This window comes from Pseudomonas sp. NY15435, from assembly GCF_048068295.1.
In the GTDB taxonomy this organism is placed as follows: Bacteria; Pseudomonadota; Gammaproteobacteria; order Pseudomonadales; family Pseudomonadaceae; genus Pseudomonas.
Window position 1 is genome coordinate 243,850 of the sequence record NZ_JBLUQA010000006.1, and the last position, 26,360, is coordinate 270,209.

27 protein-coding genes are annotated in these 26,360 nt (G+C 64.1%); 13 read left to right on the plus strand and 14 right to left on the minus strand.

Features of this window, described 5'->3' with window-relative positions; translation table 11 throughout:
- Positions 1-16 precede the first annotated feature (16 nt).
- The 3 genes from ACNFH5_RS16510 (at position 17) to rpoS (ending at position 2,674) form a co-directional block, all read left to right on the plus strand.
- Positions 17-652, plus strand: a complete 636-nt coding sequence (locus tag ACNFH5_RS16510) for a protein-L-isoaspartate(D-aspartate) O-methyltransferase (RefSeq protein ID WP_088418250.1) — start codon at positions 17-19, stop codon at positions 650-652.
- A gap of 73 nt (positions 653-725) precedes the next feature.
- Positions 726-1,574 (plus strand): peptidoglycan DD-metalloendopeptidase family protein, encoded by an 849-nt coding sequence (locus ACNFH5_RS16515; RefSeq protein ID WP_416747712.1) that lies wholly within the window; start codon positions 726-728, stop codon positions 1,572-1,574.
- A gap of 95 nt (positions 1,575-1,669) precedes the next feature.
- On the plus strand, positions 1,670-2,674 hold the full coding sequence (gene rpoS / locus ACNFH5_RS16520) for an RNA polymerase sigma factor RpoS (RefSeq protein WP_045210031.1): 1,005 nt from the start codon (positions 1,670-1,672) through the stop codon (positions 2,672-2,674).
- A gap of 434 nt (positions 2,675-3,108) precedes the next feature.
- Here rpoS and fdxA read toward each other — a convergent pair whose 3' ends face one another.
- A complete protein-coding gene (gene fdxA, locus ACNFH5_RS16525; RefSeq protein ID WP_015476292.1) occupies positions 3,109-3,432 on the minus strand; it encodes a ferredoxin FdxA in 324 nt (107 codons plus the stop codon).
- Between the two features lie 65 nt (positions 3,433-3,497).
- Positions 3,498-6,071, minus strand: coding sequence for a DNA mismatch repair protein MutS (mutS, locus tag ACNFH5_RS16530; RefSeq protein WP_416747714.1), 2,574 nt, complete (start codon positions 6,069-6,071; stop codon positions 3,498-3,500).
- Between the two features lie 82 nt (positions 6,072-6,153).
- Here mutS and ACNFH5_RS16535 point away from each other — a divergent pair, with 82 nt between their 5' ends.
- The 3 genes from ACNFH5_RS16535 (at position 6,154) to recX (ending at position 8,277) form a co-directional block, all read left to right on the plus strand.
- Entirely contained in the window at positions 6,154-6,666 is a 513-nt protein-coding gene (locus ACNFH5_RS16535; RefSeq protein WP_416747716.1) for a CinA family protein, read from the plus strand.
- Between the two features lie 85 nt (positions 6,667-6,751).
- Positions 6,752-7,807: a recombinase RecA gene (gene recA, locus ACNFH5_RS16540; protein WP_416747718.1), complete on the plus strand. Its 1,056-nt coding sequence runs from the start codon at positions 6,752-6,754 to the stop codon at positions 7,805-7,807.
- Positions 7,808-7,812: 5 nt separating this feature from the next.
- Positions 7,813-8,277 carry a recombination regulator RecX gene (gene recX / locus ACNFH5_RS16545; RefSeq protein WP_416747720.1) on the plus strand — a complete coding sequence of 155 codons (465 nt, stop codon included), beginning with the start codon at positions 7,813-7,815 and terminating at the stop codon, positions 8,275-8,277.
- 51 nt (positions 8,278-8,328) lie between these two features.
- On the opposite strand, the gene ACNFH5_RS16550 is transcribed toward recX, so the two are convergent.
- Together ACNFH5_RS16550 and ACNFH5_RS16555 are read right to left on the minus strand one after the other, a co-directional pair.
- Complete coding sequence (locus ACNFH5_RS16550) at positions 8,329-9,402, minus strand: LOG family protein (protein ID WP_416747722.1); 1,074 nt, start codon at positions 9,400-9,402, stop codon at positions 8,329-8,331.
- 168 nt (positions 9,403-9,570) lie between these two features.
- Positions 9,571-10,992: an MBL fold metallo-hydrolase RNA specificity domain-containing protein gene (locus ACNFH5_RS16555; protein ID WP_416747724.1), complete on the minus strand. Its 1,422-nt coding sequence runs from the start codon at positions 10,990-10,992 to the stop codon at positions 9,571-9,573.
- 125 nt (positions 10,993-11,117) lie between these two features.
- On the opposite strand from ACNFH5_RS16555, the gene ACNFH5_RS16560 reads away from it, so the two are divergent.
- On the plus strand, positions 11,118-13,523 hold the full coding sequence (locus tag ACNFH5_RS16560; RefSeq protein WP_416747726.1) for a xylulose 5-phosphate 3-epimerase: 2,406 nt from the start codon (positions 11,118-11,120) through the stop codon (positions 13,521-13,523).
- 39 nt (positions 13,524-13,562) lie between these two features.
- Here ACNFH5_RS16560 and ACNFH5_RS16565 read toward each other — a convergent pair whose 3' ends face one another.
- A complete protein-coding gene (locus ACNFH5_RS16565; RefSeq protein WP_416747728.1) occupies positions 13,563-13,778 on the minus strand; it encodes a DUF3820 family protein in 216 nt (71 codons plus the stop codon).
- Positions 13,779-13,787: 9 nt separating this feature from the next.
- On the minus strand, positions 13,788-14,195 hold the full coding sequence (locus tag ACNFH5_RS16570; protein WP_416747730.1) for a quorum-sensing-regulated virulence factor family protein: 408 nt from the start codon (positions 14,193-14,195) through the stop codon (positions 13,788-13,790).
- Between the two features lie 309 nt (positions 14,196-14,504).
- Between ACNFH5_RS16570 and ACNFH5_RS16575 the strand changes: the two genes are divergently transcribed.
- The gene (locus ACNFH5_RS16575; RefSeq protein WP_416747732.1) at positions 14,505-15,221 is read left to right on the plus strand and encodes a tRNA-uridine aminocarboxypropyltransferase; all 717 of its coding nucleotides are present in this window, start codon (positions 14,505-14,507) and stop codon (positions 15,219-15,221) included.
- A 163-nt stretch (positions 15,222-15,384) separates the two neighbouring features.
- Here ACNFH5_RS16575 and ACNFH5_RS16580 read toward each other — a convergent pair whose 3' ends face one another.
- The gene (locus ACNFH5_RS16580; protein WP_416747734.1) at positions 15,385-16,269 is read right to left on the minus strand and encodes a DMT family transporter; all 885 of its coding nucleotides are present in this window, start codon (positions 16,267-16,269) and stop codon (positions 15,385-15,387) included.
- A gap of 266 nt (positions 16,270-16,535) precedes the next feature.
- Between ACNFH5_RS16580 and erdR the strand changes: the two genes are divergently transcribed.
- Both erdR and ACNFH5_RS16590 read left to right on the plus strand, forming a co-directional pair.
- Positions 16,536-17,186 carry a response regulator transcription factor ErdR gene (gene erdR, locus ACNFH5_RS16585; RefSeq protein WP_416747736.1) on the plus strand — a complete coding sequence of 217 codons (651 nt, stop codon included), beginning with the start codon at positions 16,536-16,538 and terminating at the stop codon, positions 17,184-17,186.
- Positions 17,187-17,294: 108 nt separating this feature from the next.
- Positions 17,295-17,666, plus strand: coding sequence for a diacylglycerol kinase (locus tag ACNFH5_RS16590; RefSeq protein ID WP_024765290.1), 372 nt, complete (start codon positions 17,295-17,297; stop codon positions 17,664-17,666).
- A gap of 96 nt (positions 17,667-17,762) precedes the next feature.
- Here ACNFH5_RS16590 and ACNFH5_RS16595 read toward each other — a convergent pair whose 3' ends face one another.
- Positions 17,763-18,689, minus strand: coding sequence for a LysR family transcriptional regulator (locus ACNFH5_RS16595; protein ID WP_081517925.1), 927 nt, complete (start codon positions 18,687-18,689; stop codon positions 17,763-17,765).
- Positions 18,690-18,912: 223 nt separating this feature from the next.
- Between ACNFH5_RS16595 and fpr the strand changes: the two genes are divergently transcribed.
- The gene (gene fpr / locus ACNFH5_RS16600) at positions 18,913-19,689 is read left to right on the plus strand and encodes a ferredoxin-NADP reductase (protein WP_017517998.1); all 777 of its coding nucleotides are present in this window, start codon (positions 18,913-18,915) and stop codon (positions 19,687-19,689) included.
- Positions 19,690-20,129: 440 nt separating this feature from the next.
- Here fpr and ACNFH5_RS16605 read toward each other — a convergent pair whose 3' ends face one another.
- Positions 20,130-20,543 (minus strand): VOC family protein, encoded by a 414-nt coding sequence (locus ACNFH5_RS16605; RefSeq protein WP_169940869.1) that lies wholly within the window; start codon positions 20,541-20,543, stop codon positions 20,130-20,132.
- Positions 20,544-20,603: 60 nt separating this feature from the next.
- Between ACNFH5_RS16605 and ACNFH5_RS16610 the strand changes: the two genes are divergently transcribed.
- Positions 20,604-20,906, plus strand: a complete 303-nt coding sequence (locus ACNFH5_RS16610) for a putative quinol monooxygenase (protein ID WP_138212700.1) — start codon at positions 20,604-20,606, stop codon at positions 20,904-20,906.
- An 8-nt stretch (positions 20,907-20,914) separates the two neighbouring features.
- On the opposite strand, the gene tsaA is transcribed toward ACNFH5_RS16610, so the two are convergent.
- Together tsaA and ACNFH5_RS16620 are read right to left on the minus strand one after the other, a co-directional pair.
- Positions 20,915-21,613 (minus strand): tRNA (N6-threonylcarbamoyladenosine(37)-N6)-methyltransferase TrmO, encoded by a 699-nt coding sequence (tsaA, locus tag ACNFH5_RS16615; RefSeq protein ID WP_416747740.1) that lies wholly within the window; start codon positions 21,611-21,613, stop codon positions 20,915-20,917.
- Between the two features lie 48 nt (positions 21,614-21,661).
- Complete coding sequence (locus ACNFH5_RS16620; RefSeq protein WP_416747742.1) at positions 21,662-22,435, minus strand: SDR family oxidoreductase; 774 nt, start codon at positions 22,433-22,435, stop codon at positions 21,662-21,664.
- Positions 22,436-22,608: 173 nt separating this feature from the next.
- On the opposite strand from ACNFH5_RS16620, the gene ACNFH5_RS16625 reads away from it, so the two are divergent.
- Complete coding sequence (locus tag ACNFH5_RS16625) at positions 22,609-24,192, plus strand: ArnT family glycosyltransferase (RefSeq protein ID WP_416747744.1); 1,584 nt, start codon at positions 22,609-22,611, stop codon at positions 24,190-24,192.
- Here the strand turns inward: ACNFH5_RS16625 and ACNFH5_RS16630 are convergent.
- From ACNFH5_RS16630 to rimO, 3 genes are read right to left on the minus strand one after another with little or no spacing between them, the layout of a single operon-like run.
- A complete protein-coding gene (locus ACNFH5_RS16630) occupies positions 24,140-24,508 on the minus strand; it encodes a DUF2784 domain-containing protein (protein ID WP_416747746.1) in 369 nt (122 codons plus the stop codon). The two genes, ACNFH5_RS16625 and ACNFH5_RS16630, sit on opposite strands and share 53 nt — an antisense overlap.
- 7 nt (positions 24,509-24,515) lie before the next feature.
- A complete protein-coding gene (locus ACNFH5_RS16635; protein ID WP_045210051.1) occupies positions 24,516-24,977 on the minus strand; it encodes a DUF1456 family protein in 462 nt (153 codons plus the stop codon).
- A 53-nt stretch (positions 24,978-25,030) separates the two neighbouring features.
- The gene (gene rimO / locus ACNFH5_RS16640) at positions 25,031-26,353 is read right to left on the minus strand and encodes a 30S ribosomal protein S12 methylthiotransferase RimO (RefSeq protein WP_416747748.1); all 1,323 of its coding nucleotides are present in this window, start codon (positions 26,351-26,353) and stop codon (positions 25,031-25,033) included.
- Positions 26,354-26,360 lie beyond the last annotated feature (7 nt).

The following is a 26,360-nucleotide window of genomic DNA, read 5'->3' on the forward strand; positions in this document are numbered from 1 at the left end:
CCGCGGCGGGATTGGCATGACTTCCCAGCGCACCCGTGAGCGTCTGATCCAGCGTCTGTACGAAGAGGGATTGTCCAACGCCCATGTGCTGGAAGTGATTCGCCGTACGCCGCGCCATCTGTTCGTTGACGAAGCGCTGTCGCACCGCGCCTATGAAGACACCGCGCTGCCCATCGGGCACAACCAGACCATCTCGCAGCCCTTCATGGTGGCGCGGATGACCGAGCTGCTGTTGGCCGCAGGCCCTCTGGACAAGGTGCTGGAGATCGGAACCGGTTCGGGTTACCAGACCGCCGTGCTGTCCCAGCTCGTGGAGCGGGTATTCTCCGTCGAGCGCATCCAGGCCTTGCAGGACCGCGCGAAAGAACGACTTGCGGAGCTAAACCTGAGAAATGTTGTCTTTCGTTGGGGCGACGGCTGGGAAGGCTGGCCTGCCCTGGCGCCTTACAACGGCATCATTGTCACCGCCGCGGCGGCCGAGGTCCCGCAGGCATTGCTGGACCAACTGGCGCCTGGAGGGCGACTGGTGATTCCGGTCGGTGGCGGCGAGGTGCAGCAACTGATGCTGATCGTCCGCACCGAGGACGGCTTCCAGCGCCAGGTGCTGGATTCCGTACGCTTCGTCCCGCTGCTCAACGGTCCGCTAGGCTGAGAGCAAGCCGGTCAAGGCTGCGGTAACTGCCGGCCAGTGAGGCTGGACGTCAATTCATGGATAAGGGGGATGGGTGAGCTTGACAGCGACCCTGTGTCAACGGAACTGGATCAAGGGCCTGGGCCACGCTGTGGTGGCCATTGCCGTTTGCTCTCTGCTGGCGGCCTGTTCTTCAACTTCGCGCAGTACCACTACCGTGGTGGACCGCAACGCTCAGCAAAAGCCGACCGTCACCTCTGGCCAATACGTCGTGCGTCCCGGTGACACGCTGTATTCCATTGCCTTCCGCTACGGCTGGGACTGGAAAGCCCTGGCCGCGCGCAACAACATTTCCGCGCCGTACACCATTCGTCCCGGTCAGGCCATTCGCTTCGATGGTGGCTCGTCAACTGCACCGTCTGTCGCCAAAAACACTACGTCTGTCGCGCCGGTGGTCGTCAACAAACCGGCTACTCAGCCTGCGACCGCCAGTAAACCGACCACTCCCGCCGTCACTACTCCCGCGCAGACGCCCGCCAGCGGCGGAACTCCGGCAGTTGCAGGGGGCGCACCGGGGGGCTGGATATGGCCAACCAATGGCACTCTTATTGGGCGTTTTGCATCAAACGGCAGTTTGAATAAAGGGATTGATATAGCCGGGCAATTGGGCCAGCCTGTCCTGGCTGCGTCTAATGGCACGGTGGTGTACGCCGGTAGTGGTTTGCGGGGCTACGGCGAACTCGTGATCATCAAGCACAGCGATACCTACGTAAGCGCCTACGGTCACAACCGCAGGTTGCTGGTGCGGGAAGGGCAACAGGTCAAAGTCGGGCAGAACATTGCCGAGATGGGCTCCACAGGGACGGACCGGGTGAAGCTGCACTTCGAGATTCGCCGCCAGGGTAAACCTGTAGATCCGCTGCAATACCTGCCAAGTCGTTGACGGTAGCTGTTCCCCTGCGTGGGTGAGCGGGCCTAGGTGTCCTAAGGATAAGGACGCACCTGGGCTTGTTGTCGAACTCAGCAAGGGATAACGACATGGCACTTAAAAAAGAAGGGCCGGAGTTTGACGTCGATGATGAAGTGCTCCTGCTGGAGCCTGGCATCATCCTCGAAGAGTCATTTGCCGAAGAGCAGGTATCGCTTCGAGTCACTCCTAAAGCCACCTCACTTTCCTCTCTCAAGCAACACAAGCACATCGATTACAGCCGCGCGCTCGACGCGACCCAGCTGTATCTGAATGAAATCGGTTTCTCGCCGCTCCTGACCCCGGAAGAGGAAGTCCACTTTGCGCGCCTTGCGCAGAAGGGCGACCCGGCCGGCCGGCGGCGAATGATCGAAAGCAACCTGCGTCTGGTGGTGAAGATCGCGCGACGTTACGTCAATCGCGGTCTCTCCCTGCTCGACCTGATCGAAGAGGGCAACCTCGGGCTGATCCGCGCGGTGGAGAAATTCGACCCCGAACGCGGCTTCCGCTTCTCCACCTATGCGACCTGGTGGATTCGTCAGACCATCGAACGGGCCATCATGAACCAGACCCGCACCATTCGTTTGCCGATCCACGTGGTGAAGGAACTCAACGTCTACCTGCGGGCCGCTCGCGAGCTGACCCACAAGCTGGACCACGAGCCGTCGCCCGAGGAGATCGCCAACCTGCTCGAGAAGCCGGTGGAAGAGGTCAAGCGAATGCTCGGTCTGAACGAGCGGGTCACTTCGGTGGATGTTTCCCTTGGCCCGGATTCGGACAAGACCCTGCTCGATACCCTGACCGACGACCGCCCCACCGATCCCTGCGAACTGCTGCAGGATGACGATCTCAGCGAGAGCATCGACCTTTGGCTATCGGAGTTGACCGATAAGCAGCGTGAGGTGGTGATTCGCCGCTTCGGCCTGCGTGGTCATGAAAGCAGCACTCTGGAGGAAGTCGGCCAGGAAATCGGCCTGACCCGCGAGCGGGTTCGGCAGATCCAGGTCGAGGCCCTCAAGCGTCTGCGCGAAATCCTCGAGAAGAACGGCCTGTCGAGCGACGCACTGTTCCAGTAGCGTTCAGGCCGACAACGAAAAAGCCCGGATGATTCCGGGCTTTTTTATGCGTCGTGATGTAAGCATTCGCTTACATCATCTGTGAGTGTTCAGCTTGAAATACTGCCAGCTCTGGCGGAGATTTTTCGTATCTTATTGTTTTATAAGTATTTTGCTTCTAGAGAGAGGCGCTGAGGCGGTAGGGTGCGCGGAAGTGCCCTAGTTGCCGCGATCCGGCAGGCGGGTAATATCACTCCTGCGTACACGGAAAGGCGCAGGCCGGTAAGGATGTCGGTCAGGACCCCCGCAGGATGCGGTTCATCAGGATGATGACGAAGGGAAGAAAGAGTGGGCGGGTTATCCCGCCCCTTTTTTTTGCCCGCAGAAAAGTGACATTTCAGATGCAGAAAGGCCCGCACTAGGCGGGCCTTTTCTATTTCTGGAGGTGCTGGAAATCAGCGCTCCAGATACTGCATCTTGTTCGGCTTGCCGTCCCACTCTTCGGCGTCCGGCAGGGAATCCTTCTTCTCGGTGATGTTCGGCCATACATCGGCCAAATCCTTGTTCAGCTCGATGAACTCCTGCATGCCATCCGGGACTTCGTCCTCGGAGAAGATCGCCTGTGCCGGGCACTCCGGTTCGCACAGGGCGCAGTCGATGCACTCATCCGGGTGGATGACCAGGAAGTTCGGGCCTTCGTAGAAGCAGTCCACCGGGCATACTTCCACGCAGTCGGTGTATTTGCACTTGATGCAGTTGTCGGTGACGACGAAGGTCATTTCTAATTTTCTCCTCAGGCGGGCGGCTAAGCGCGCGCGATTCTAGCAGCTTGTCCAGCGGTCCGTCAGACCCGCATCTTCCATGCATATAACAATTCGAGAGCTTGGCGCGGAGTCAGGTCATCGGGGCTGACACGCATCAGCTCTTCGACAATCGGGTGCGGCAGGCTGGCAAACAGGTCGCTTTGTAGTGGTGCTGGGCTTTTCGGGTCGGTCGAACGCGGCGCTTCGTGGGGCAGGCTGGTGGTTTCCAGGCGCGACAGATGTTCGCGGGCGCGCTGAATTACCGCACCCGGCACGCCAGCCAGTTGTGCAACCGCGAGGCCGTAACTCTGGCTGGCTGGGCCGGGCAGCACGTGGTGCAGGAACACGATGCGCTCGTTGTGTTCGGTGGCGTTCAGGTGAACGTTGGCCACCGCGGGCTCGCTTTCGGGCAGCACGGTCAGCTCGAAATAGTGAGTCGCGAACAGGGTAAAGGCACGCAGTTTTGCCAGGTGTTCGGCGGCGGACCAGGCCAGAGACAGTCCGTCGAAGGTGCTGGTGCCACGGCCCACTTCGTCCATCAGCACCAGACTACGGTCGCTGGCATTGTGCAGGATATTGGCGGTTTCACTCATTTCCACCATGAAGGTGGAGCGGCCACCGGCGAGGTCGTCGGAGGAGCCGATACGAGTGAAAATGCGGTCCACCAGAGACAGCTCACAGCGTGCGGCCGGGACGAAACTGCCGATATGTGCCAGCAGCACGATCAGCGCTGTTTGCCGCATATAGGTCGATTTACCGCCCATGTTCGGGCCGGTAATCACCAGCATGCGAGTGTCTTCGTCGAGGTTCAGGTCATTGGCGACGAATGGCGTATCCAGCACCTGCTCGACCACCGGGTGGCGGCCTTGCTCGATGAGGATGCCGGACTCTTCGACGAAGCGCGGGCGGTTCAGGTCGAGGTTCAGTGCGCGTTCGGCAAGGTTGGACAGCACATCCAGTTCGGCCAGGGCGGCAGCGGTGTCCTGCAGCGGCGCCAGTTGGCCGATCAGCAGTTCCAGCAGTTCTTCGTAAAGCTGTTTCTCGCGGGCCAGGGCGCGGCTCTGGGCTGACAGCGCCTTGTCTTCGAAGGCCTTGAGCTCCGGGGTGATGAAGCGCTCGGCGCCTTTCAGGGTCTGACGGCGGATGTAGTCGGCAGGCGCCTGTTCGGCCTGCACCCGGGGCAGCTCGATGTAGTAACCGTGGATGCGGTTGTAGCCGACCTTCAGGTTCGGCAGGCCGGTGCGGGCTTTCTCCCGAGTCTCCAGATCCATCAGGTACTGGCCGGCGTTCTCGCTGAGCATTTGCAGCTCGTCCAGCTCGGCGTCGTAGCCACGGGCAATGACGCCGCCGTCGCGGATCACCGCCGGCGGGTTCTCGATCACGGCGCGGGCCAGCAGGTCCGCCAGTTCCGGATAGGTACGGATGCTGACGGCCAGTTCGCTCAGGTGCGGGGCCTCCAGCTCGGTCATGCCATTCTGCAGTTCTGGCAGGGCGGCGAGGGCATCGCGTAAGCGGGCGAGGTCGCGCGGACGGGCGTTGCGCAGGCCGATACGGGCGAGGATTCGTTCGACGTCGCCGATTTCTTTCAGTTGCGGCTGAAGGATTTCGAAGCGATAGCGCTCCAGCAGGCAGGCAATGGACTCCTGGCGAGCTTCGAGCACGGCTCGGTCGCGCAGCGGGCGGTTCAGCCAGCGGGTCAGCAGGCGGCTGCCCATGGCGGTCTGGCAGCGGTCGACCACCGATTGCAGGGTGTTGTCGCGGCCGCCGGCGAGGTTGGTGTCCAGTTCCAGGTTGCGGCGGCTGGCGCCATCGAGGATCACGGTGTCGTCGATCCGCTCGTGACGCAGGCTGCGCAAGTGCGGCAAGGCGGTGCGCTGGGTTTCCTTGGCATAGGTCAGCAGGCAGCCCGCGGCGCCAATGGCCAGGGTCAGCTCCTGGCAGCCGAAGCCTTTGAGGTCCTGCACACCGAACTGCTGGCACAGGCCCTTCTTTGCCGAGTCACGATCAAAGTCCCAGGGGGCGCGGCGGTGCGCGCCACGGCGCTTCTCCGCCGGCAGGCCCTGGGGCCAGTCGTCGGGGATCAGCAGCTCGGCGGGATTCAGGCGCTCCAGTTCGGCCAGCAGCGTTTCCCAGCCTTTTATTTCCTGGACGTTGAATCGACCACTGGTGATGTCCAGGACGGCCAGGCCGAACAGGCGCTCGTCACCCAGTACGGCCGCGATCAGGTTGTCGCGGCGCTCGTCGAGCAGTGCTTCGTCGCTGACGGTGCCGGGAGTCAGGATGCGTACAACTTGGCGCTCAACCGGCCCCTTGCTGGTGGCCGGGTCGCCGATCTGCTCGCAGATCACCACCGATTCGCCGAGCTTCACCAGTTTGGCCAGATAGCCTTCGGCGGAGTGGAAGGGGATGCCGGCCATCGGAATGGAATTGCCGGCGGACTGGCCGCGCGCGGTCAGGGTAATGTCCAGCAGCTTGGCGGCTTTCTTGGCGTCCTCGTAGAACAGCTCATAGAAGTCGCCCATGCGGTAGAACATCAGTTGATCCGGGTGCTGGTTCTTCAGCCTCCAGTACTGTTGCATCATCGGTGTGTGGGCGGAGAGGTCGCTCTGACTCATGGCTTCTGGCTGTCCGGCTTCAACATGCAAAAGCGCCTAGTGTACGGTATCCGCCTGACCTTCTTTAACCCCGGAGCGCACTGTGCCCGTCACCGATTCCTTTATTACCGAACTCTCGGCCAGAGTTGGCGAGCGCCTCGCCGCCAACCGGCTGCGTGTCACCACAGCTGAATCCTGTACCGGTGGTGGCATTGCCGAAGCGATCACGCGTATCTCCGGCAGCTCGGCCTGGTTCGAAGCGGGCTACGTCACATACTCCAACGGCCAGAAGACTCGCCAGCTGGATGTGCCTGCGGAGCTGTTCCCTGAGGTGGGTGCAGTGAGCCAGGAGGTTGTCGAGGCCATGGTCGCTGGCGCCTTGCCGCGCAGTGGGGCGGATATTGCCGTGGCGGTTAGCGGGATTGCCGGGCCGGACGGCGGTTCCGCCGAGAAGCCGGTGGGCACCGTCTGGCTGGCCTGGAAGAAAGGCGAACAGGTATTCAGCGAGCGCCGGCTGTATACCGGTGATCGGGAGGCCGTGCGCCGGCAGACCGTGGCGACCGCTCTGCAAGGGCTGTTGCGACTGGCGGACGGGGAAAATCCGCTTCAGGGGTAGGCGAGCGGCTTGCCCTGTGGAATAATACTGGCTACTTATACAGTTGTTCGTGGCCGCCCGGCCGCCTGACTTCGCGAGGACTTCAATGGACGACAACAAGAAGCGCGCCCTGGCCGCGGCCCTGGGACAGATCGAACGCCAATTCGGCAAAGGCGCGGTCATGCGCATGGGCGACCATGAGCGCCAAGCTATCCCCGCCATTTCCACCGGCTCGCTGGGTCTGGATATCGCACTGGGCATCGGCGGTCTGCCGCGTGGCCGTATCGTCGAGATCTACGGTCCGGAATCCTCGGGTAAGACCACGCTGACCCTGTCGGTCATCGCCCAGGCACAGAAAGTCGGCGCCACCTGCGCCTTCGTCGACGCCGAACACGCCCTGGACCCGGACTACGCCGGCAAGCTGGGCGTCAACGTCGACGACCTGCTGGTCTCCCAGCCGGACACCGGCGAACAGGCCCTGGAAATCACCGACATGCTGGTGCGCTCCAACGCCGTTGACGTGATCATCGTCGACTCCGTGGCAGCCCTGGTGCCCAAGGCCGAAATCGAAGGCGAGATGGGCGATCAGCACGTTGGCCTGCAGGCCCGCCTGATGTCCCAGGCGCTGCGCAAGATTACCGGCAACATCAAGAACGCCAACTGCCTGGTCATCTTCATCAACCAGATCCGCATGAAGATCGGCGTGATGTTCGGCAACCCGGAAACCACCACCGGTGGTAACGCGCTGAAGTTCTACTCCTCCGTTCGTCTCGACATCCGCCGCACCGGCGCGGTGAAGGAAGGCGACGAGGTGGTCGGCAGCGAAACCCGCGTCAAGGTCGTGAAGAACAAGGTTGCTCCGCCGTTCCGTCAGGCTGAATTCCAGATCATGTACGGCCGAGGTATCTACCGCACCGGCGAGATCATCGACCTGGGCGTACAGCTGGGCCTGATCGAGAAGTCCGGCGCCTGGTACAGCTACCAGGGCAGCAAGATCGGCCAGGGCAAGGCCAACGCCGCCAAGTTCCTGGAAGACAACACCGAGATCTGCAACACCCTCGACAAGGCCATCCGCGAGCAACTGCTGACCAACCAGACGCCGCCGACCAAGGCCGAGCTCGCGGCGGCGGAAGCCGAAGCGGAAGCTGAAGCCGACTATTAATAGTCATGGCCGTCGAGCTCGATAACCCCGTCGCGGTGCGGCGGGTCGCCATGGACCTGCTGGCAAGACGTGAGCATGGTCGGGCGGAGCTCTCGCGCAAGTTGCGTCAACGCGGCGCTACGCAGGACCTGATCGACCCCGCCCTCGACCGTTTGGCCGAGGAAGGGCTGCTCAACGAAAGTCGCTATCTGGAAAGCTACATCGCCAGCCGAGCACGGGCTGGTTACGGTCCGGTGCGGATTCGCGAGGAGCTGTCGCAGCGGGGTTTGCCCCGTGGCGAGATCGACGGTGCGCTGAGCGAGTCGGATGTCGACTGGAACGAAAACCTGCGTGAGGTCTGGCGCCGCAAGTTCGCCCGGCTGCCGCAGGATGCCCGCGAGCGAGCCCAGCAGGGCAGGTTCCTGAGCTATCGCGGCTACTCGATGGAAGCCATCGGCAGGCTTCTCAGCGGGCGACGCTCGGATGATTGAACAAAAAAGGCACCCAACCAGGTGCCTTTTTTGTTTTCGGGGCCGGGAAAGTCAGCGCTCCCAGTTCTCCGGCTGGTTGATGAAGTTCAGCAGTTCCCGCAGGCGCCCCTGGTCGCGGCCGTTGAAGGCAAAGGCCAGGCGGGTGAGGTGGGAGAACTCCGGTTCATCCAGTTCCGATTCGCTGTAGGGCTGCTGGTGGAAACCGTCGGTCACGCAAAGGCCGCCGAACTCGCGCTCCAGCAACTGCAGTGCGCGCACGCTCAGCGGATGGTTGAGGCGGATCACGAAGCGATCCTTGAGCCAGCGGCTGGAGTGAAAGTTGCTGTAGAACTGGGCGATTTCCTCGGCAGCTTCCTCGGCGGTGTGCACCAGCGTCATCAGGTTCATGTCGCTGGGCAGGATGTAGCCGTTGTCCTCCAGTTGCTCCTTGATGAACTCCAGTGCGTGATCCCAGTAGTGCCCACCAGGCTGGTCGAGCAGCACCACCGGGACCAGCGGGCTCTTGCCGGTCTGGATCAGGGTGAGCACTTCTAGCGCCTCATCCAGCGTGCCAAAGCCCCCAGGGCAGAGCACCAGCGCGTCGGCTTCCTTGACGAAGAACAGCTTGCGCAGGAAGAAGAAGTGGAACGACAGCAGGTTGCTGGTGCCGTCCACGGTGCGATTGGCGTGCTGCTCGAAGGGCAGGGTGATGTTGAAGCCGAGGCTGTTTTCCAGCCCGGCGCCTTCGTGGGCGGCGGCCATGATGCCGCCGCCGGCACCAGTGATGACCATCAGGTCGTAACGCGCCAGGGTTTCCCCCAGCTCGCGGGCCAGGGCATAGACCGGATGGTCGGCCGGAGTGCGCGCCGAGCCGAATACGGTGACTTTGCGGCGACGCTTGAACTGCTCCAGGGTGCTGAAGGCGTGCTCCATCTCGCGCAAGGTCTGCAGCATGATCTTGGCGTCCCAGCGGTTGCGATCGGCCTGGGCCATGCGGGCGACGGTGGTGAGCATCTCGCGGTACAGCGGCAGGTTCTGGCTGTCACCAGGGGCAGCCAGCGTGGCCAGTTCCTCGATCTTCTGGGCGAGGTCGGTGCCGCTGGTCTGGAAGTGTCTGGAGAGGTAGTCGTCGGGCTCATAGGGCATGTTGATACTCCTTGTTCATCAACCCCTGATCGCCTGTCCATGGGCGGCGCCGGCCACGCAATGTGGCTCTGGCGGTAAGGCATTGGCGCTTCGCCGCACGCACAGGGGTTCAGCAGGAGGCCTGCCGAGTCTGGCACGCGGGCTGTGACAGTCGGTGAGGCCCCAATTTCAGATGGCGATCCGGTCTCCGGGCTCCGGAATGTTGGCCGTCCAGTTCAGGCGATCCTGGAGTGCACCCTTGAGTACATCCATCTTTTCTCGCTCGCCATGTATCAGGTATAGCTCGGGTTTGTGTTCGAAGTGGCCAACCCACTGAATTAATTGTGATTGTCCCGCGTGGGCGGAGAACCCGCCGAGGGTATGGATCTGCGCTTTCACGCTGATGCGCTGGCGCAGGATGCGCACGGTCTCCGCGCCGTCGACGATGGCGCGGCCCAGGGTGCCCTTGGCCTGGAAACCGGGGAAGACGATATGGCACTCCTCGCGCCAGAGGTTGTGCTTGAGGTGGTGGACGATGCGTCCGCCGGTGCACATGCCGCTGCCGGCGATGATGATGGCGCCGCTCTTGATGCGATTGAGCGCCATCGACTCATCGGCGCTCTGGGTGGTGCGCAGGATCGGCAGCCACTCGCCCACCTTGGCCGTACCGGTGCCGCGCATGTATTCACGGTCGACGTCGGCGATCTCGCCGATGTGCTGCAGGTAGATGTTGTTGGCTCGCGCCGCCATGGGGCTGTCGAGGTAGACGACCTGCTGGGGCAGGCGGCCTTCCTGGTAGAAGCGCCCGAGGTAGTAGATGAGGTCCTGGGTACGGCCCACGGCGAAGGACGGAATCAGCACATTGCCGCCCTCGTTCTGCGCGCGTTGCAGGATGCCGGACAGTTCCAGCAGGGTTTCATTGGCGTCACGGTGGTCGCGGTCGCCGTAGGTGGACTCCAGCAACACCACGTCGGCGCGGGTCAGCGGTGTCGGCGTGCGCATCAGCGGCGAGCAGGTGCTGCCCAGGTCGCCGGAGAACACCAGGCGGCGAGTCGAACCGAACTCATGGATTTCCAGTTCGACGATGGCCGAGCCGAGGATGTGTCCGGCATTGTGGAAGGTCAGGCGGATGCCGCGCGCCACATCCACGGTGCTGCCGTAGCTGACGCGACGGCGCTGGTTCAGTGCGCGGGAAGCGTCTTCGACGGTGTACAGCGGTTTGACCGGTGGTTTGCCCAGGCGGGCGCGCCACTTGTTCTCCCACTCGGCGTCCTTCTCCTGGAGGTTCGCCGAGTCCATCAGCATCAGCTCCAGCAGGTCGCAGCAGGATTCGGTGGCGTAGATCGGGCCCTTGTAGCCTTCCTTCGCCAGGCGCGGCAGCAGGCCGCTGTGGTCGAGGTGAGCGTGAGAGAGGACGACCGCGTCCAGTTCCTTCGGGTCGAAGGGGAAAGGTGTGCGGTTGGTCGCCTCGTTGTCGCGGGTGCCCTTGTTGCCGCTACGCCCCTGGCGCATCCCGCACTCAAGCAGCACGCGGACGCCGTCGCGGGTTTCCAGGAGGTAGCAGGAGCCGGTGACTTCCTGGATCGCGCCGATGAAGGTGAGAAGCGCCATGTCGCCTCCTTATGGGAAATTTCTTTCAGCCTTGCCCGATTGGCCGGGACGGTCGTTGATACATGTCAGCGCCTGTCCGATCTGTGGCGACCTAGACTTTCCGCCATAGCCAAGGGAGAGCCGACATGTCACAGATCCTGCCAAGCCCTGAGGAACTCGCCGCACACGCGGCAGCCGAGCCGGAATACGCCAGCTGGCTGCACGGCCGCGGTCCGATTCAGCATAGCGTGCAGACCCAGGCGGCGGTCTTTCGTGTCGCTCATCAATTGGTCCAGTACGGCCTGCAGCCGGATCTGGCCAGCGTCTACCGGCTGTTTGGCGCATTGGACCGACTGGCCTGCGCCGGCCTTTGGCTGGTGGCGCACATGACCTACGCCAGGCGCGTGCGCCTCGACGGCGCACCCTTGCAGGCCGAGGATTTCAAGGCGCAGCCCGAGGGGCATACCGGTGGCGCGCTGAACATGGTACCGGCCTATGCCGGCTACCTCGCCCTGAATGCCCTGAGCGGCAAGACCCGCGGCTGGCTGATGGGACAGGGGCACTGCGTGGCGGCAATCGACGCGCTCAACGTGCTCACCGGCAACCTGCATCCGGAGCAGGCTGCCGCCTACGGAAGCGGCGAGGCCGGGCTGGACCGGCTGGTGCAGGACTTCTACAGCTATGCCCAGACGCCGGACGGCAAGGTTGCCGCGCCGCTGGGCAGTCACGTCAACCCACACACGGCCGGCGGTGTCGCCGAGGGCGGATATCTTGGTTTTGCCGAGCTGATGTACGCCCACATGCCGCTGCCGGGCGAAACCCTGGTGGCCTTCCTCTCCGACGGCGCCGCCGAGGAGCAGCGTGGCAGCGACTGGATTCCTCGCTGGTGGCGTGCCGAGGACTGCGGCGCGGCGTTGCCGGTGATGATCGCCAACGGCCGGCGCATCGAGCAGCGCACCGACCTGGGCACCCACGAAGGACTGGAAGGTTTCAAGCTGCACCTGCGGCGCTGTGGCTTCGACCCGATCAGCTTCGACGGCCGCGATCCGGCGGCCTTCGTCTGCGTCCTGTGGGAAATGGAGGAGCGCCTGCAACACCGCGTCGACGAGAAGGAACGCGGCATCCTGCGCTATCCGCTACCGATTCCCTACGGCATCGCCGAGACGACCAAGGGCTACGGCTTCTACGGCGCCGGCAGCAATGCCGCGCACAACCTGCCGCTGCCGGGTAATCCCAGCGAGGACGCGGAGGCGCGCGAGCTGTTCAACCAGCATGCGGCGCCGCTCTGGGTTGAACCGGAGGAACTGGCTGAAGCTTGCGCGCTGTTCTCCGCGTCGCGCAGCGGCCGGGTACTGGAGCGTGACAATCCGTTGGCTGTGCGGCGCCCCATCGAGCCCTCGATTCCAGCGTTGCATTACCGCAGCGATGAGTGTTCGCCCATGGCGGCGCTGGATCGTTTCTTTGTTGACCTGTGCGCTGCCAACCCTGATCTGCGTGCCCGCGTCGGCAACCCGGACGAGCTGGCGAGCAACCGCCTGGCTGGCGTGCTCAAGGCATTACGGCACCGGGTGAGCGAACCGGAAAGCGAGCTGGAGGCCGTGGACGGCCGCATCATCACCGCGCTCAACGAGGAGGCGGTGGTTTCTGCTTGCCTGGCCAACCAGGGCGGACTGAACCTGGTGGCCAGCTACGAAGCCTTCTGCGTGAAGATGCTCGGCGCGGTGCGTCAGACGCTGATCTTCGCCCGCCAACAGAAGGAAGCCGGGCGTCCGGCGGGATGGCTTGGGTGGCCGCTGGTGGCGACCTCACACACCTGGGAGAACGGCAAGAACCAGCAATCGCACCAGGACACCACCTTCTGCGAAGCGCTGTTGGGTGAGATGAACGATATGGTGCGGGTGGTCTTTCCGGCCGATCACAACAGCCTGCTGGCGCTGCTGCCGGACATCTACCGCAGTCGCGGGCAATTGGCCTGCATCGTGGCACCCAAGCGTGAGCGGCCGTCGGTATTCACCCAGGCCCAGGCCGAGCAGTTGGCGCGTGATGGCGCGATCCTGATGGATGAGCACCCCGGTGCCGAGCCGCTGCTGTTGATCGCCAACGGTGCCTATCAACTGGCGGAAATGCGCCGCGCAGCCCAGCGGCTGGAGGAGGCCGGTTATCCCTACCGACTGGTCTATCTGCAGGAGCCGGGACGTTTCCGCGCGCCGCGCGACAACTGGGAGCTGCAGGCGCTGACGGACGAATCCATCGCCATGCGCCTTTTCCCCGATCACTACGAACGCCGCGTGCTGCTCACCCACATGCGTCCGGAAGTGGCGCGCGGGCATCTCTGGCCGATCCTGCCGGATGCGCTGAAAACAGCGGTGCTGGGCTATCGCAACCAGGGTGGGACGCTGGACGAGGCGGGCATGTTGTTCGCCAACCGTTGCAGTTGGGCCCATGTGCTGGCGGCCTGCGCACGGCTGCTGGATGTGCCGCGCAGTGCCTTGCTGGCGCCGGATGAAGCGGCAGCAGTGGCCGCCAAGGAGAGCCCGGCCGTGCTGCGTTGATGGGCGCCTGCGCCACCGCCGAGGGCGGTGGCGCAGGGATCAGCGCTTGAGTGGTTTGATCAGGCCGTCGAGGCCGTCGATCTTCAGTTCCAGGGTCAGCTGCATCAGCCGGCCCAGTTCGCCAGCCGGGAACTGGCCCTTCTTGTGGAACCACAGCAGGTACTCGTCCGGCAGGTCCACCAGCATGCGGCCCTGGTACTTGCCGAAGGGCATCGGCGTGCGCGCGATCTTCAGCAGCTGTTCCTTGTCGAGCATGGGCGGCGCTTACTTCTGCAGCTTGATCTTGCAGCTGCCGGCGTCGAAGCGCTCGGTGGCGACCGGGGCGTTGGTCTTGTACTCGGTGAAGCTGTAGGTGAGGATCGCGCCCTTGGCCAGCAGCTGGCGGTAGGCGGTATTGCTGCAGACGCTGTCACCCAGCTGGCTGCGCACGCTGTCGGGGTTCTCGCGCATGCGCTCGGCATGGCTGGCGCGCACGCTCAGGTGGTTGATCAGCTGCGGGCCTTCGACGGTGTAGCCCTGGTCGAGGATGTCCTCGTTGATGGCGCGCGGGGTGCCTTCGCTGCTTTCCTTGGCGACCTTTTCCAGGGTCTGGGTCAGTTCGAAGTCCTTCTTCGAGGCGGCGTGCGCGACGGGAAGGACGAGGCAGAGGGCGAGGGCGGTGAGGCGCAGCATGGGCATCTCCTGACAATGGTGCCGATTCGACCATGGCGAACCTTCCGGGTTCGCTGGTCATTACAGCCGCCTATTGTCCCCGAAAACGGCCCTCCTGCCGAGGTTCGATTGCCACAGGCCGCTGTCCGGCCCGCCAGGCGGCCAACCTCGTCAAAGGATGGTGCGAATATCGTTGCGCCTCGTCCTGCCACTTGGCCACGCATACGGAGGTGGTGGACGGCGGCTCTGGTACAATCGACGGCTCGCAACTGTCGTTCCATTCGAGCCCTCGATGTCCCGTTCGCTTTCCTTCCTCCCGGTGGCCGCAGCATGAGCCACGCCGTCGCTCGCCTGCGCGATGAACGCCTGGCTCGCTGCCTCAAGCCCTTCGTGGCCCGCGGCTCGCGCTCGCCGCGCTGCCCCGGCTGCCGCCTGCGCCCGAACTACTGCATGTGCGGCCTGCGACCGCAGGTCGAGTCCCATTCGGCGATGTGCCTGGTGATGTTCGACACCGAACCGCTCAAGCCCAGCAACACTGGCTGGCTGATCGCCGAGACGGTGCCCGAGACCTGGGCCTTCGGCTGGTCGCGCATCGAGGTCGACCCGGCGCTGCTGGCGTTGCTCGATGATCCGCAATGGCAGCCCTACGTGGTATTCCCTGGCGAGTTCGTCCAGCCCGAGCGCGTGGTTACAGCGGTCGAGCCGCGGGATGGCAAACGCCCGCTGTTCATCCTGCTCGACGCGACCTGGAACGAAGCACGCAAGATGTTCCGCAAGAGCCCTTACCTGGACCGCTTCCCGGTGTTGAGCATCACGCCCGACGCGCTCTCGCGTTACCGGCTGCGCCGTTCCAAGTTCGAAGAGCACCTGTGCACCGCCGAAGTGGCTGCGCTCTGCCTGGGGTTGGCTGGTGACCGTCGCGCCGGCGACGCCCTGGATGCCTACCTGGACGTTTTCAGCGAGCGCTACCTGGGCTCCAAGCGCCAGCAGCCGCTGGACGAGCAGAGCCCGGCGCACCAGGCGTTGAGGCCGTTTACCGAGCGCTAGATCGGCCCTTCATCGCATGCATGTTTCTGATTTTCAGGGCGGGCGCCGAGGTGTGCGGTTCGCGAGCACGCTCGCTCCTACGAAAAGCGCTCGTGCCCCCGAATCCCCAGCCTGTAGGAGCGAGCTTGCTCGCGAACAGTCTCGCTCCGTTGTGCAGTAGGGATCAGACTGCCTTCACCTCGGCCTTCTTCGGCCAAAGCTGCGCCACCAGCATGCCGGCGAGCATCAGCGCGCAGCCGAAATAACCACGCACATGCAGGGTCTCGTTGAGGAACAGTGCGCCGGCGATGGCAGCGAATACGGCTTCCAGGGAGAGGATGATCGCCGCGTGGGAGGCGATGGCGTGCTTCTGCGCAATGACTTGCAGGGTGAAGCCGGTGGCAACGCCGAACAGGCCGCCGTATATCAGCGCCGGGCCGGCCTGGATGATGGCGTCGAGGCGAATCTCTTCGAACACCAGCGCCAGGAGCATGCTCACCACCGCGCAGGTGACGAACTGCAGGAACGCGAGGCGGATCGGGTCATAGCGGCTGGCGAACAGGCCCACCAACAGAACGTGGCCACCCCAGACGAAGGCTCCGGTCAATTGCAGCCAGTCGCCAGAGGCGACGTGGAAGTCCGGGCCGATGCTCAGCATGGCCATGCCGATCACCGCCAGCGCCGCGCCGAGCCAGGTTCCCATTCCGGCGCGATGGCCGATCAGCAGGCCGAGCAGCGGCACGATGATGACGTAAAGGCCGGTGATGAAGCCGGAGTTGGTCACGCTGGTGAACATCAGGCCGACCTGTTGCAGGTTGATGCCTACGGTCAGCGCGGTACCGATGGCCAGGCCGGCGAGTACCAGGCCGCGATTGAACGGCTGGGCGCCGCGCTTGCTCGACCAGGCCAGCAGCGGCAGTAGTGCCACGGCGCCGAGGGTGAAGCGCAGGCCGGTATAGAGGAAGGGACCGATGGCATCCATCCCGAGGCGTTGCGCGACGAAGGAGACCCCCCAGATCATCGCGGTGAACAGCATCAGGAAATCGGCGCGCAGCGCATGGCTTTTCATCTTGTTCTCGTAACGGGCAGGAAAAAAAGCGGAACTCTGCCGCAACGCCGGTGCTTTGGAAAGGGGAACGGACTCTCGGCGGGCACAGTGGCAGAGGCTCTCAGGCCACTGTGTAAGTACCGGCAGGCCATGTATTCGCGGCGGACACCGGGGGTGGTCTTTGCGTACAATGTGACAAGCAGTGCTCTATCCGTGCTCCGACCTTTCCTGCGCAAGTCTGGCTGTTATCCACGGCGGGGCTTCGGCGCGGCCTTCAAGGAAAATTCATGGCTTCCTACGAGATCCTGATCGCTGACGATCACCCGCTGTTCCGCAGTGCCCTGCACCAGGCCCTGACCATCGGTCTCGGCCCCGAGGCGCGACTGTCGGAGGCCGCGAGTATCGCGGAGCTGGAGGCGCGCCTGAACGAGAAGGCCGATTGGGACCTGGTGCTGCTGGACCTGAACATGCCCGGCGCCTACGGCTTCTCCGGCCTGGTGCTGCTGCGCGGCCAGTACCCGCAGATTCCGGTGGTGATGGTCTCGGCCCAGGAAGAGGCCGCGGTAGTACAGCGCTCTCGCGAGTTCGGCGCCAGCGGCTTCATTCCCAAGTCCAGCGACCTGGGCACTCTGCAGCAGGCAGTGCGCGCGGTGCTCGACGGCGACGTCTGGTGGCCGCCGCAGGTGGACGCCGTGACCGAGATGAGCGAGGACGTCCGCGCCGCCAGCGCCGGTCTGGCCAGCCTTACTCCACAGCAGTTCCGCGTGCTGACCATGGTCTGCGAAGGCCTGCTGAACAAGCAGATCGCCTTCGAGTTGAGCGTTTCCGAAGCTACGGTGAAGGCGCATGTCACCGCGATCTTCCGCAAGCTGAATGTGCGCACCCGCACTCAGGCGGCGCTGCTGCTGGCGCAGATGGAATCGGTACCGGGGGCCTGAGGGCCGTCACATCCCGGCTCGGGAACCGTCACATTCTGTAATGGCCTTGACCCCTTTTTGACGATCGCTGGTATAGAGTGCCGCGACCTTTGCCTGTGAGAACCACACGTGTCCGCCTCCCCCTTCAAGGGCCAGACCGGCCTGAAACGAATCTTCAACGCCGCCGGCTACTCCCTGGCCGGTTTCGCCGCCGCCTTCAAGGGTGAAGCGGCCTTCCGCCAGCTGGTGCTGATCAACGTCATTCTGATCCCGCTGTCGTTCTTCTGCGACGTGACCCGTGGCGAGCGCGCACTGATGATTGCGGTGTGCCTGTTGGCGCTGATCGTCGAACTGCTCAACTCCGCCATCGAGGCGGTGGTGGACCGGGTATCCCTGGAGCGCCACCCGCTGTCGAAGAACGCCAAGGACATGGGCAGCGCCGCGCAGTTCGTGGCGCTGACCATCATCACCGTGACCTGGGCAGGCATTCTGCTCGGCTGACGGCTTGTAGGAGCGAGCTTGCTCGCGAGCCGCCTGACACTGATGTCGCAGGCATGAAGCGTTCGCGAGCAATCTCGCTCCTACTAAAAGCTCAACTCAGGGAATCATCGGCAGGACGATATCGTCGCTGCGCGTCACCCCGGCGGTTTCGCTGCGGCACAGCTCCAGGAACTCGCGCATGGTCGCGGTCTGGTACTTCTGCCGATGCCAGATGAAGTAGAACTGCCGGCGCAGGTCCAGGTCCGGGGTTTCCACCGGTACCAGACTGCCACGGCGGAAGGCATCGCGCAGGGCCAGACGCGAAATGCAGCCGATCCCCAACCCCGATTCCACGGCGCGCTTGATCGCCTCGGTGTGTTCCAGCTCCAGCCGCACGTTCAGCGGCTCCACGTGGTGTCGCATGGCCTGGTCGAAGGTCAGCCGCGTGCCCGATCCCTGTTCCCGCAGGATCCACGCTTCCTCCGTCAGCCGCTCCAGGCTCGCGCGGCCCTCACGGGCGAGCGGGTGCTGCGGCGCGCAGAACACCACCAGTTCGTCTTCCATCCACGGCTGCACCTCGATGTCCGGGTGCTGGCAGTCGCCTTCGATCAGCCCCAGGTCCAGTTCGTAATGCGCCACGCGCTGCACCACGTGGGCGGTGTTGTGCACATGCAGGCGCACCCGGCAGTCGGGCTGGCGCTGCATGAAGGTGCCGATCAGCAAGGTCGCCAGGTAGTTGCCGATGGTCAGGGTGGCGCCCAGGTCCAGCGAGCCGAAGGCGCTCTTGCCGTTGAGCATGTTCTCGATCTCGCTGCCGCGGTCGAGCAGGGCCACTGCCTGGGGCAGCAATTGGCGGCCGAGGGCGTTGAGGGTCAGGCGCTTGCCGGAGCGATCGAACAACTTGCAGTCGAACTGCCGCTCCAGTTCACCCAGAGAGGTGCTGGTCGCCGACTGCGACATCGACAGGGCTTCAGCCGCGCGCGAGACGCTTTCCTGCTGAGCGACGGCGACGAAGACTTCGAGCTGGCGCAGGGTGAATTTCATGGGAGAGGACTCCGAAAAGGCTGCGCGACATTTCGTCGCCCCGGCGCAGGAATGCCCGGAAGGTATCCTTTTGCGGCGACATGATGCGGGCTTATCTGTGTTTTGGATTAGCAATATCCAGATAATTTATTTTGCGGATATTGTCGCCGCCTATAAAATGTCGCGCAATTGCGCTACGTCCGGGATTTGCTGGGGTGCGCCACGTTTCTCCTAGGAGTCCTTGATGAGCAACCTGTACACCGAGCGCGTTCTCAGCGTGCACCACTGGAACGACACCCTCTTCAGCTTCAAGACCACCCGTAACCCGGGTCTGCGCTTCAAGACTGGTCAGTTCGTGATGATCGGCCTGGAAGTCAACGGTCGTCCGCTGATGCGCGCGTACAGCATCGCCAGCCCGAACTACGAAGAGCACCTGGAATTCTTCAGCATCAAGGTCCCGGACGGTCCGCTGACTTCGCGTCTGCAGCACCTGAAGGAAGGCGACGAGCTGATGGTCAGCCGCAAGCCCACCGGCACCCTGGTGCTGGACGACCTCAAGCCCGGCAAGCACCTGTACCTGCTGAGCACCGGCACTGGCATGGCGCCGTTCCTGTCGGTCATCCAGGACCCGGAAGTCTACGAGCGCTTCGAGAAGGTCATCCTGGTCCACGGCGTACGCTGGGTCAGCGAGCTGGCCTACGCGGACTTCATCACCAAGGTCCTGCCGGAGCACGAGTACTTCGGCGACATGGTGAAAGAGAAGCTGATCTATTGCCCGCTGGTGACCCGCGAGGAATTCCACAGCATGGGTCGTCAGACCGACCTGATGCGCAGCGGCAAGCTGTTCGCTGACATCGGCCTGCCGCCGATGAACCCGCAGGACGACCGCGCCATGATCTGTGGCAGCCCGAGCATGCTCGACGAGACCAGCGAAGTGCTGAACAGCTTCGGCCTGCAGATCTCCCCGCGCATGGGCGAGCCGGGCGATTACCTGATCGAGCGTGCTTTCGTCGAGAAGTAAGCCGAGCAGTCAGCAGCGTCTGACGATTGAGTCGAAAAACGCCGCGATTCCTTTGGGATCGCGGCGTTTTTTATGCCTGGCTTTCTGCCCCGAGCCGCGGCCCTCTGTAGGAGCGAGCTTGCTCGCGAACCTGTAAGGCACGGTGCGTCCTCCGTTCGCGAGCAAGCTCGCTCCTACAGGATCAAAAGCCCCTGGGGCTGACCCGGGTGAGCGACCCGTTCTGAGAGGGTCGACCAAGGCCAGTGACTCTGATCGCCAGTCCGCTTTTTGTAGGAGCGAGCTTGCTCGCGAACCTGTAAGGCGCGGTGCGTCCTCCATTCGCGAGCAAGCTCGCTCCTACGAGATCAAGGGCCGCTCACCCTCTCCCTTCAGGGAGAGGGCTGGGGGGAGGGAAAGCCAAGGCGCGGAGTCCGGGGGACACAGTTTTTCCTATAAGGACGTCAGGCCAGCCGCTGCCCCGACACCGCCGGATGATACAGCGGCTGCACCTTGTTCCCCGCCGGGTCCAGCAGATGGAAACTGCGCGCGCCGTCGCCATGGTCGAAGGGGCGGTCCAGCAGTGTCACGCCGCGAGCCTTGAAGTACTGGTACCAGGCTTCCAGCTCTTCCACGCTGTCCACCACGAAGCCGTAGTGATCCATGGTCTGTAGCCCATTGGCGGCGCCAAAGCCGCGTCCCAGCGAGAGGTTGTCGTTGCCGCAGGTGAGGTACACCAGGTCCTCGTTGGCGCGGTTCAGCACTTCCATGCCGAGCACGTCGACATAGAAGCGCTCGCACTCTTCCAGGTTTGGCACCAGCAGGGCGAGGTGGCGCAGGCCGTTGAGGCGGCCGGGGCGGGCAGGGAGATCGGACATGGACGCGGTTCCTTTTTTGTATACAATTTGATTTCAAATTTAAAACAAAAGGAACGCCCTGTGTACAGCCTGTTCATCAAGACACGCGTAAAACCCGGCAGCGCCGAGGATTTCCTGCACGCCATCAAGGCCAATGCCGCCGCTTCCGTGTCCAGCGAGCCTGGTTGCCTGGTCTTCGATGTGTCACAGGACCGCCTCGATCCGGACGTGATCTATCTCTACGAGATCTACCGCGATGATGCGGCTTACGAAGCCCACACGCAGACCGCACATTTCCGCGACAGCCGTCCGCTGGTAGAGCCGCTGATCGTCGAGCAGGAGTGTTTCGAGAGCGACGTGATCGCCCTCAACCCAGTGGACTGAGGCAGGTCTCAGTCGGCGGCGCGCTGCAGATCCAGCACGCGGATCTCGCCGTCGGCGGGGTAGTGCCAGTGCACATCGAGATCCCACAGGCGCACGCCATAGCGGCGTTCCGGCGGCGGCTTCTGATAGGCCGGGCGCGGGTCCTGGGCGAGGCATTGCTCGACCAGTTCACGCACCGGCTGGCCGAGGCGCAGGCCGTGCTCATGGGCCTGGCGCAGGGCTTCGTCACTCCAGTGCACGGCAATGGGGGCGGGCGGCGCGTCGGCGATGGCGTTGCGTGCGTCCGCGACTATGTCGGCGTAGGGCACGTAGGGCTTGATGTCGATGACCGGAGTGCCGTCCAGCAGATCGATGCCGGACAGCCAGAGGCGGCCGGGCTCGACTTTCTCCAGTTTCACTACGGATTGGCCGAGGCCGTTGGGCCGGTGGGTGGCGCGGGTGGCGAACACGCCCATCGACTGGTTGCCGCCCAGGCGCGGTGGGCGCACCTTCAGCCGTGGCTTGTCTTCCAGCGCCTGGTGGAAGAGGAAGATCAGCCAGACGTGGCTGACCTGCTCCAGGCCCGCCACCGCGTCGCCTGTGTCGAATGGCGGCAGCAGTTCCAGTACACCGGTCGCGGCCGGAGCCAGTTGCGGCTGGCGCGGAATGGCGAACTTCTCCTTGAAGCAGGAGCGGACGTAGCCGATGGGCGAGACGGTGTGGGACATGGCGGCACAAGCGGTTGCAGGGGCCGCCATGGTACCCGATTACGCGCTTCAGCCGAGGTGGAAGCCGCCGTCGATGGGGATGATGTTGCCGGTCATGTAGGCACCGGCGGCGCTCGCCAGGCTGATGGCCAGGGCGGACATCTCTTCCTCGCGGCCCCAGCGGCGCATGGGGATAACGGCAGTATCCTCGGCCATGGCCTGCTCATCGTTGGCGATGTGGCGGGTCATCTTGCTGGGGAAGCGGCCGGGAGCGATGACGTTGACGTTGATGTGGTCGTTCACCAGTTCGCGGGCGAGCATGCGCGACAGCTGGTGCAGCGCGGCCTTGCTCGGGCCGTAGGCGTAGGCGCTCTCGCCGTGGGCGGTGACGCCGGCCACCGAGCCGATGTTGATCACCCGCGCCGGGCTCTGCGCGTTGCCGGCCTTCTTCAACAGCGGCAGCAGTTGCTGGATGCAGCTGAACACGGCGGTGACGTTGAGCTGCATGACCTTCTCCCAGCCCGAGGCCGGGTAGCTTTCCAGCGGTGCGCCCCAGGTGGTGCCGGCGTTGTTCACCAGGATGTCGAGGTGGTCCAGGCGTTCGGTGAGATCGGCGGCCAGCACGCGGGCGCCTTCCTCGGTGGCGAGGTTGGCCGGCAGGCCGATGCATTCGCCGTACTGCGACAGCTCGGCGGCGGTGTCGGCGCAGGCAGCGCCGTCGCGGGCGCAGATGATCACTTTGGCGCCGGCTTCAAGCAGGCCCTGGGCGATCATTCGGCCGATGCCACGGGTGCCGCCGGTGACCAGTGCGGTCTTGCCTGCAAGGGAAAAGTACGGGTGCATGAGCCTCTCCTGGCTGGGTTTTCGCGTCACCCTAGCGGGATCGTCGGGGGGCTCCGAGCACTATCCAGTCGGCAAATGGCGGCGCATTACGCGACGGCTGCATTTTCTTAACCTGCGCATAACCATCGCTGCCCTAGTGTCCCGCGCACATTCGAGAGGCCGGGGGCCGGGTAATGCAGGGTTGGAGCAAAGATCGCAAAGCGCTGTTGCTGCTGATGGTTGCCACGCTGGTGCTGATGGTGACCGGGTTATGGGCACGCGAAGTCTGGGGGCCGGAAGTGCGCTGGGCGGATATCTCCCTGCAGATGCTGCAGTCGGGCGATTACTTCGACCCCTATCTGCGCGGCGCGCCGTATTACGACAAGCCGCTGCTGTCCTACTGGCTGATTACCGCACCGGCCAGCCTGTTCGGCCTCAACCACTGGACGCTGCGCGCCAGCACCGTGCTATCCGGGTTGGGCAGCGTGTGGCTGACCTGGTGGCTGGGCGAGCGCCTGCTGCGCAAAGGCACCGGGTTGCTGGCCGGCTGGCTGCTGGCGAGCACTTTTTACTTCCTGTTCTGGGCGCGGGTGGCGACGGCAGACATGCTCACCGTGTTTGGCGTGCTGGCGGCGCTGGCCTGGTATTGGCGTGATCCGGAGGACACGCGCTTCCGCGGCTACCTCGGCTTCTTTCTGATCCTGTCGCTGACTTCGCTGTGCAAGGGGCTGATCGGTTTCGTCCTGCCGGGTCTGGTGCTGCTGCCGCACCTGCTCAGTGACGGGCGCTGGCGCCGGCACCTGAACCTGCGGTTGCTGGCGGCGCTGGTGGTGGCTGGTGCGGTCTACGCGATTCCCTTCGTGCTGTCGCATTTCTATGGCCAGCCGAGCTACGGCGAGAGCGGGCTGGCGCTGGTGTTCCGCGAGAACGTGGTGCGCTTCTTCCAGCCTTTCGACCACGAGGGGCCGATCTACACCTACCTGCTGTACCTGCCGGCCTACACGCTGCCCTGGGCGCCGTTGTGGGTACTCGGCCTGTGGTTCGCCGCGCGCCGCTGGAAGCAGCTGGAGCCCAACGCGCGCTGGCTGGTCTGGGCGCTGGTGCTGCTGTTTGCGTTCTTCACTGCCAGCGGTGGCCGGCGCAGTTACTACGTGCTTCCGCTGGTGCCGTTCGCCCAGTTGCTGGCGGCCTGGTGGGTAGTCGAGTCGCGGCATGAGCGTGGGCTCGTCGGGCTGGGGCGGTTCTGGCCGCGCTTGGTGGGGGCGGGCGCTGTGGTGATGCTGTTGGTGCTGGGGGTGGCCTACCCGTGGAGCAATGGCGGGGGCGGGGTTCCGCTGTTTGCCAAGGAGGTGCGTGCGGCGGCGGAGCAGACCGCGCCGTGGTCGCAGTGGCGGGTACTGGTCCTTGGTGATGATGATGCGCGACTGCCGATCTATCTGCAGAAGCAGGGTGAGCAGCAGGCGCACCCATTCCTCTATATCCACTCCGGTTATCCACAGGGCGACAGCGCGGCACTGTTCGCTTGGCTTCACCAGAACACCGGCGAGGAGTGGGATCCGGCGCGCACCCTGATCATCTCCCAGGTGACACACGAGGGAACGCAGCCGCTGAACTGGCTGACGGCGGATCACCGGCTGATCGAATCGACGCTCAACAACGGCCAGCGCTTGGGCCATGCAAAGAACAAGGAGGCGAGCCTCGCCTATCTGCCTATCGGAAAGCCGCTCAGCGCGAACGCAGCGCCCGATGCAGGAGAAGCAGGTACGGCGGCAGATTGACCGCTACCACTACAAGGCCGAGGACGACCTGGGTCGCCTCGGTCAGGCCGGCGGGGTAGATCAGCGGGATCAGGTAGTGCTCGACGAAGCCGCCACTGTAGCCGCTGTCGCCGGCCAAGCCGCGGAAGTGGTTTTCCAGCGGGGTGAGCGGGCAGTAGAGGTGGAGAAATTCCACCGCCATGCCCCAGGCCGCTGCTGGCACGTGCAGCCAGGCCAGGCGCGGCCAGCGCAGCAGCAGAACGCCGCCAAGCAGCACGAAGAGGATGAACCCCAGGTGCAGCAGGACGACGGCGTCGGCGGCGAGGCGATAGAGCACGGCAGCCTCAGCGCTGCTGGCGCTGGGTCAGGCCCTTGAGGAAGTTGCGCAGCAACTGGTCGCCGCACGGGCGGTAGTTGTTGTGGCCGGGTTTGCGGAACAGTGCGCCCAGCTCAGTCTTGGTGACGATGAAGCTGACGCTGTCGAGGATCGCGAGGATATCGTCGTCGCGCAACTCGAAGGCCACGCGCAGCTTCTTCAAGGTGATGTTGTTGGTCAGCGGCAGTTCCACCGGCGGCAGCGGGCGCGATTCGTCGCGGCCCCGGCGATGCACGATCAGGCCGTCGAGGAAGTGCGCCAGCACGCGGTCGCTGCAGGGTTTGAAATCCGGTTCGTCGTCGCGGGCGAGAAAGGCGCCGATTTCCTCGGCACTGACGTTGAAGCCGGCCAGCGCGGTGATCTCGGCAACCTGGGCATCGCGGATGTCCAGCAGGTAGCGCAGGCTGCGCAGTACGTCGTTGTTGGTCATGGGCTTTCCAATAGCAGAAATGAAAAGCCCCGCATCAGCGGGGCTTTTGCGGATCAGACCAGTTCGGCCCAGAGGTCGTACTCGTCGGCGTCGGTGATGCGTACGCGCACCTTGTCGCCCGGCTTCACGTCGAAGCTGTCGATGTAGACGGCACCGTCGATTTCCGGGGCGTCGGCGTAGGAGCGGCCGACCGCGCCTTCATCGTCCACTTCGTCGATCAGGACTTCGATTTCCTTGCCGATCTTCAGTTGCAGACGGGCGGCGGAGATCGCCTGCTGGTGCGCCATGAAGCGCTCCCAGCGGTCCTGTTTGACGTCGTCCGGCACTACGTCCAGGCCCAGGTCGTTGGCCGGGGCGCCCTCCACCGGGGAGTACTGGAAGCAGCCGACGCGGTCGAGCTGGGCTTCGGTCAGCCAGTCGAGCAGGTACTGGAAGTCTTCCTCGGTCTCGCCGGGGAAGCCGACGATGAAGGTGGAGCGGATGGTCAGCTCGGGGCAGATCTCGCGCCACTTCTTGATGCGCGCCAGGGTCTTGTCCTCGAAGGCGGGGCGCTTCATGGACTTCAGCACTTTCGGGCTGGCGTGCTGGAAGGGGATGTCCAGGTAGGGCAGCAGCTTGCCCTCGGCCATCAGCGGGATCACGTCGTCAACGTTGGGGTACGGGTAGACGTAGTGCAGGCGCACCCACACGCCCATGGAGGAGAGCGCCTGGCACAGCTCCAGCATGCGGGTCTTCACCGGCTGGCCGTCCCAGAAGTCCATCTTGTACTTCAGGTCGACGCCGTAGGCGCTGGTGTCCTGGGAGATGACCAGCAGTTCCTTCACGCCGGCTTTTACCAGGCGCTGGGCTTCGCTGAGCACGTCGCCGACTGGGCGGCTGACCAGCTTGCCGCGCATCGACGGGATGATGCAGAAGCTGCAGCTGTGGTTGCAGCCTTCGGAAATCTTCAGGTAGGCGTAGTGGCGCGGAGTCAGCTTGATGCCCTGCGGCGGCACGAGGTCGATCAGCGGGTTGTGCTCGGCCTTGGGCGGGATCACCTCGTGGACAGCATTGACCACTTGCTCGTATTGCTGCGGGCCGGTCACGGCCAGCACGCTGGGGTGCACGTCACGGATGCTGTCTTCGGCGACGCCCATGCAGCCGGTGACGATCACCTTGCCGTTCTCGGCGATGGCCTCGCCGATGGCGTCCAGGGATTCGGCCTTGGCGCTGTCGATGAAGCCGCAGGTGTTCACCACCACCACGTCCGCGTCCTGGTAGGTGGGGACGATTTCGTACCCTTCCATGCGCAGTTGGGTGAGGATGCGTTCGGAGTCGACGGTCGCTTTCGGGCATCCGAGCGAGACGAATCCTACTTTGGGTGTGGCGGTGGACATGTGCGGC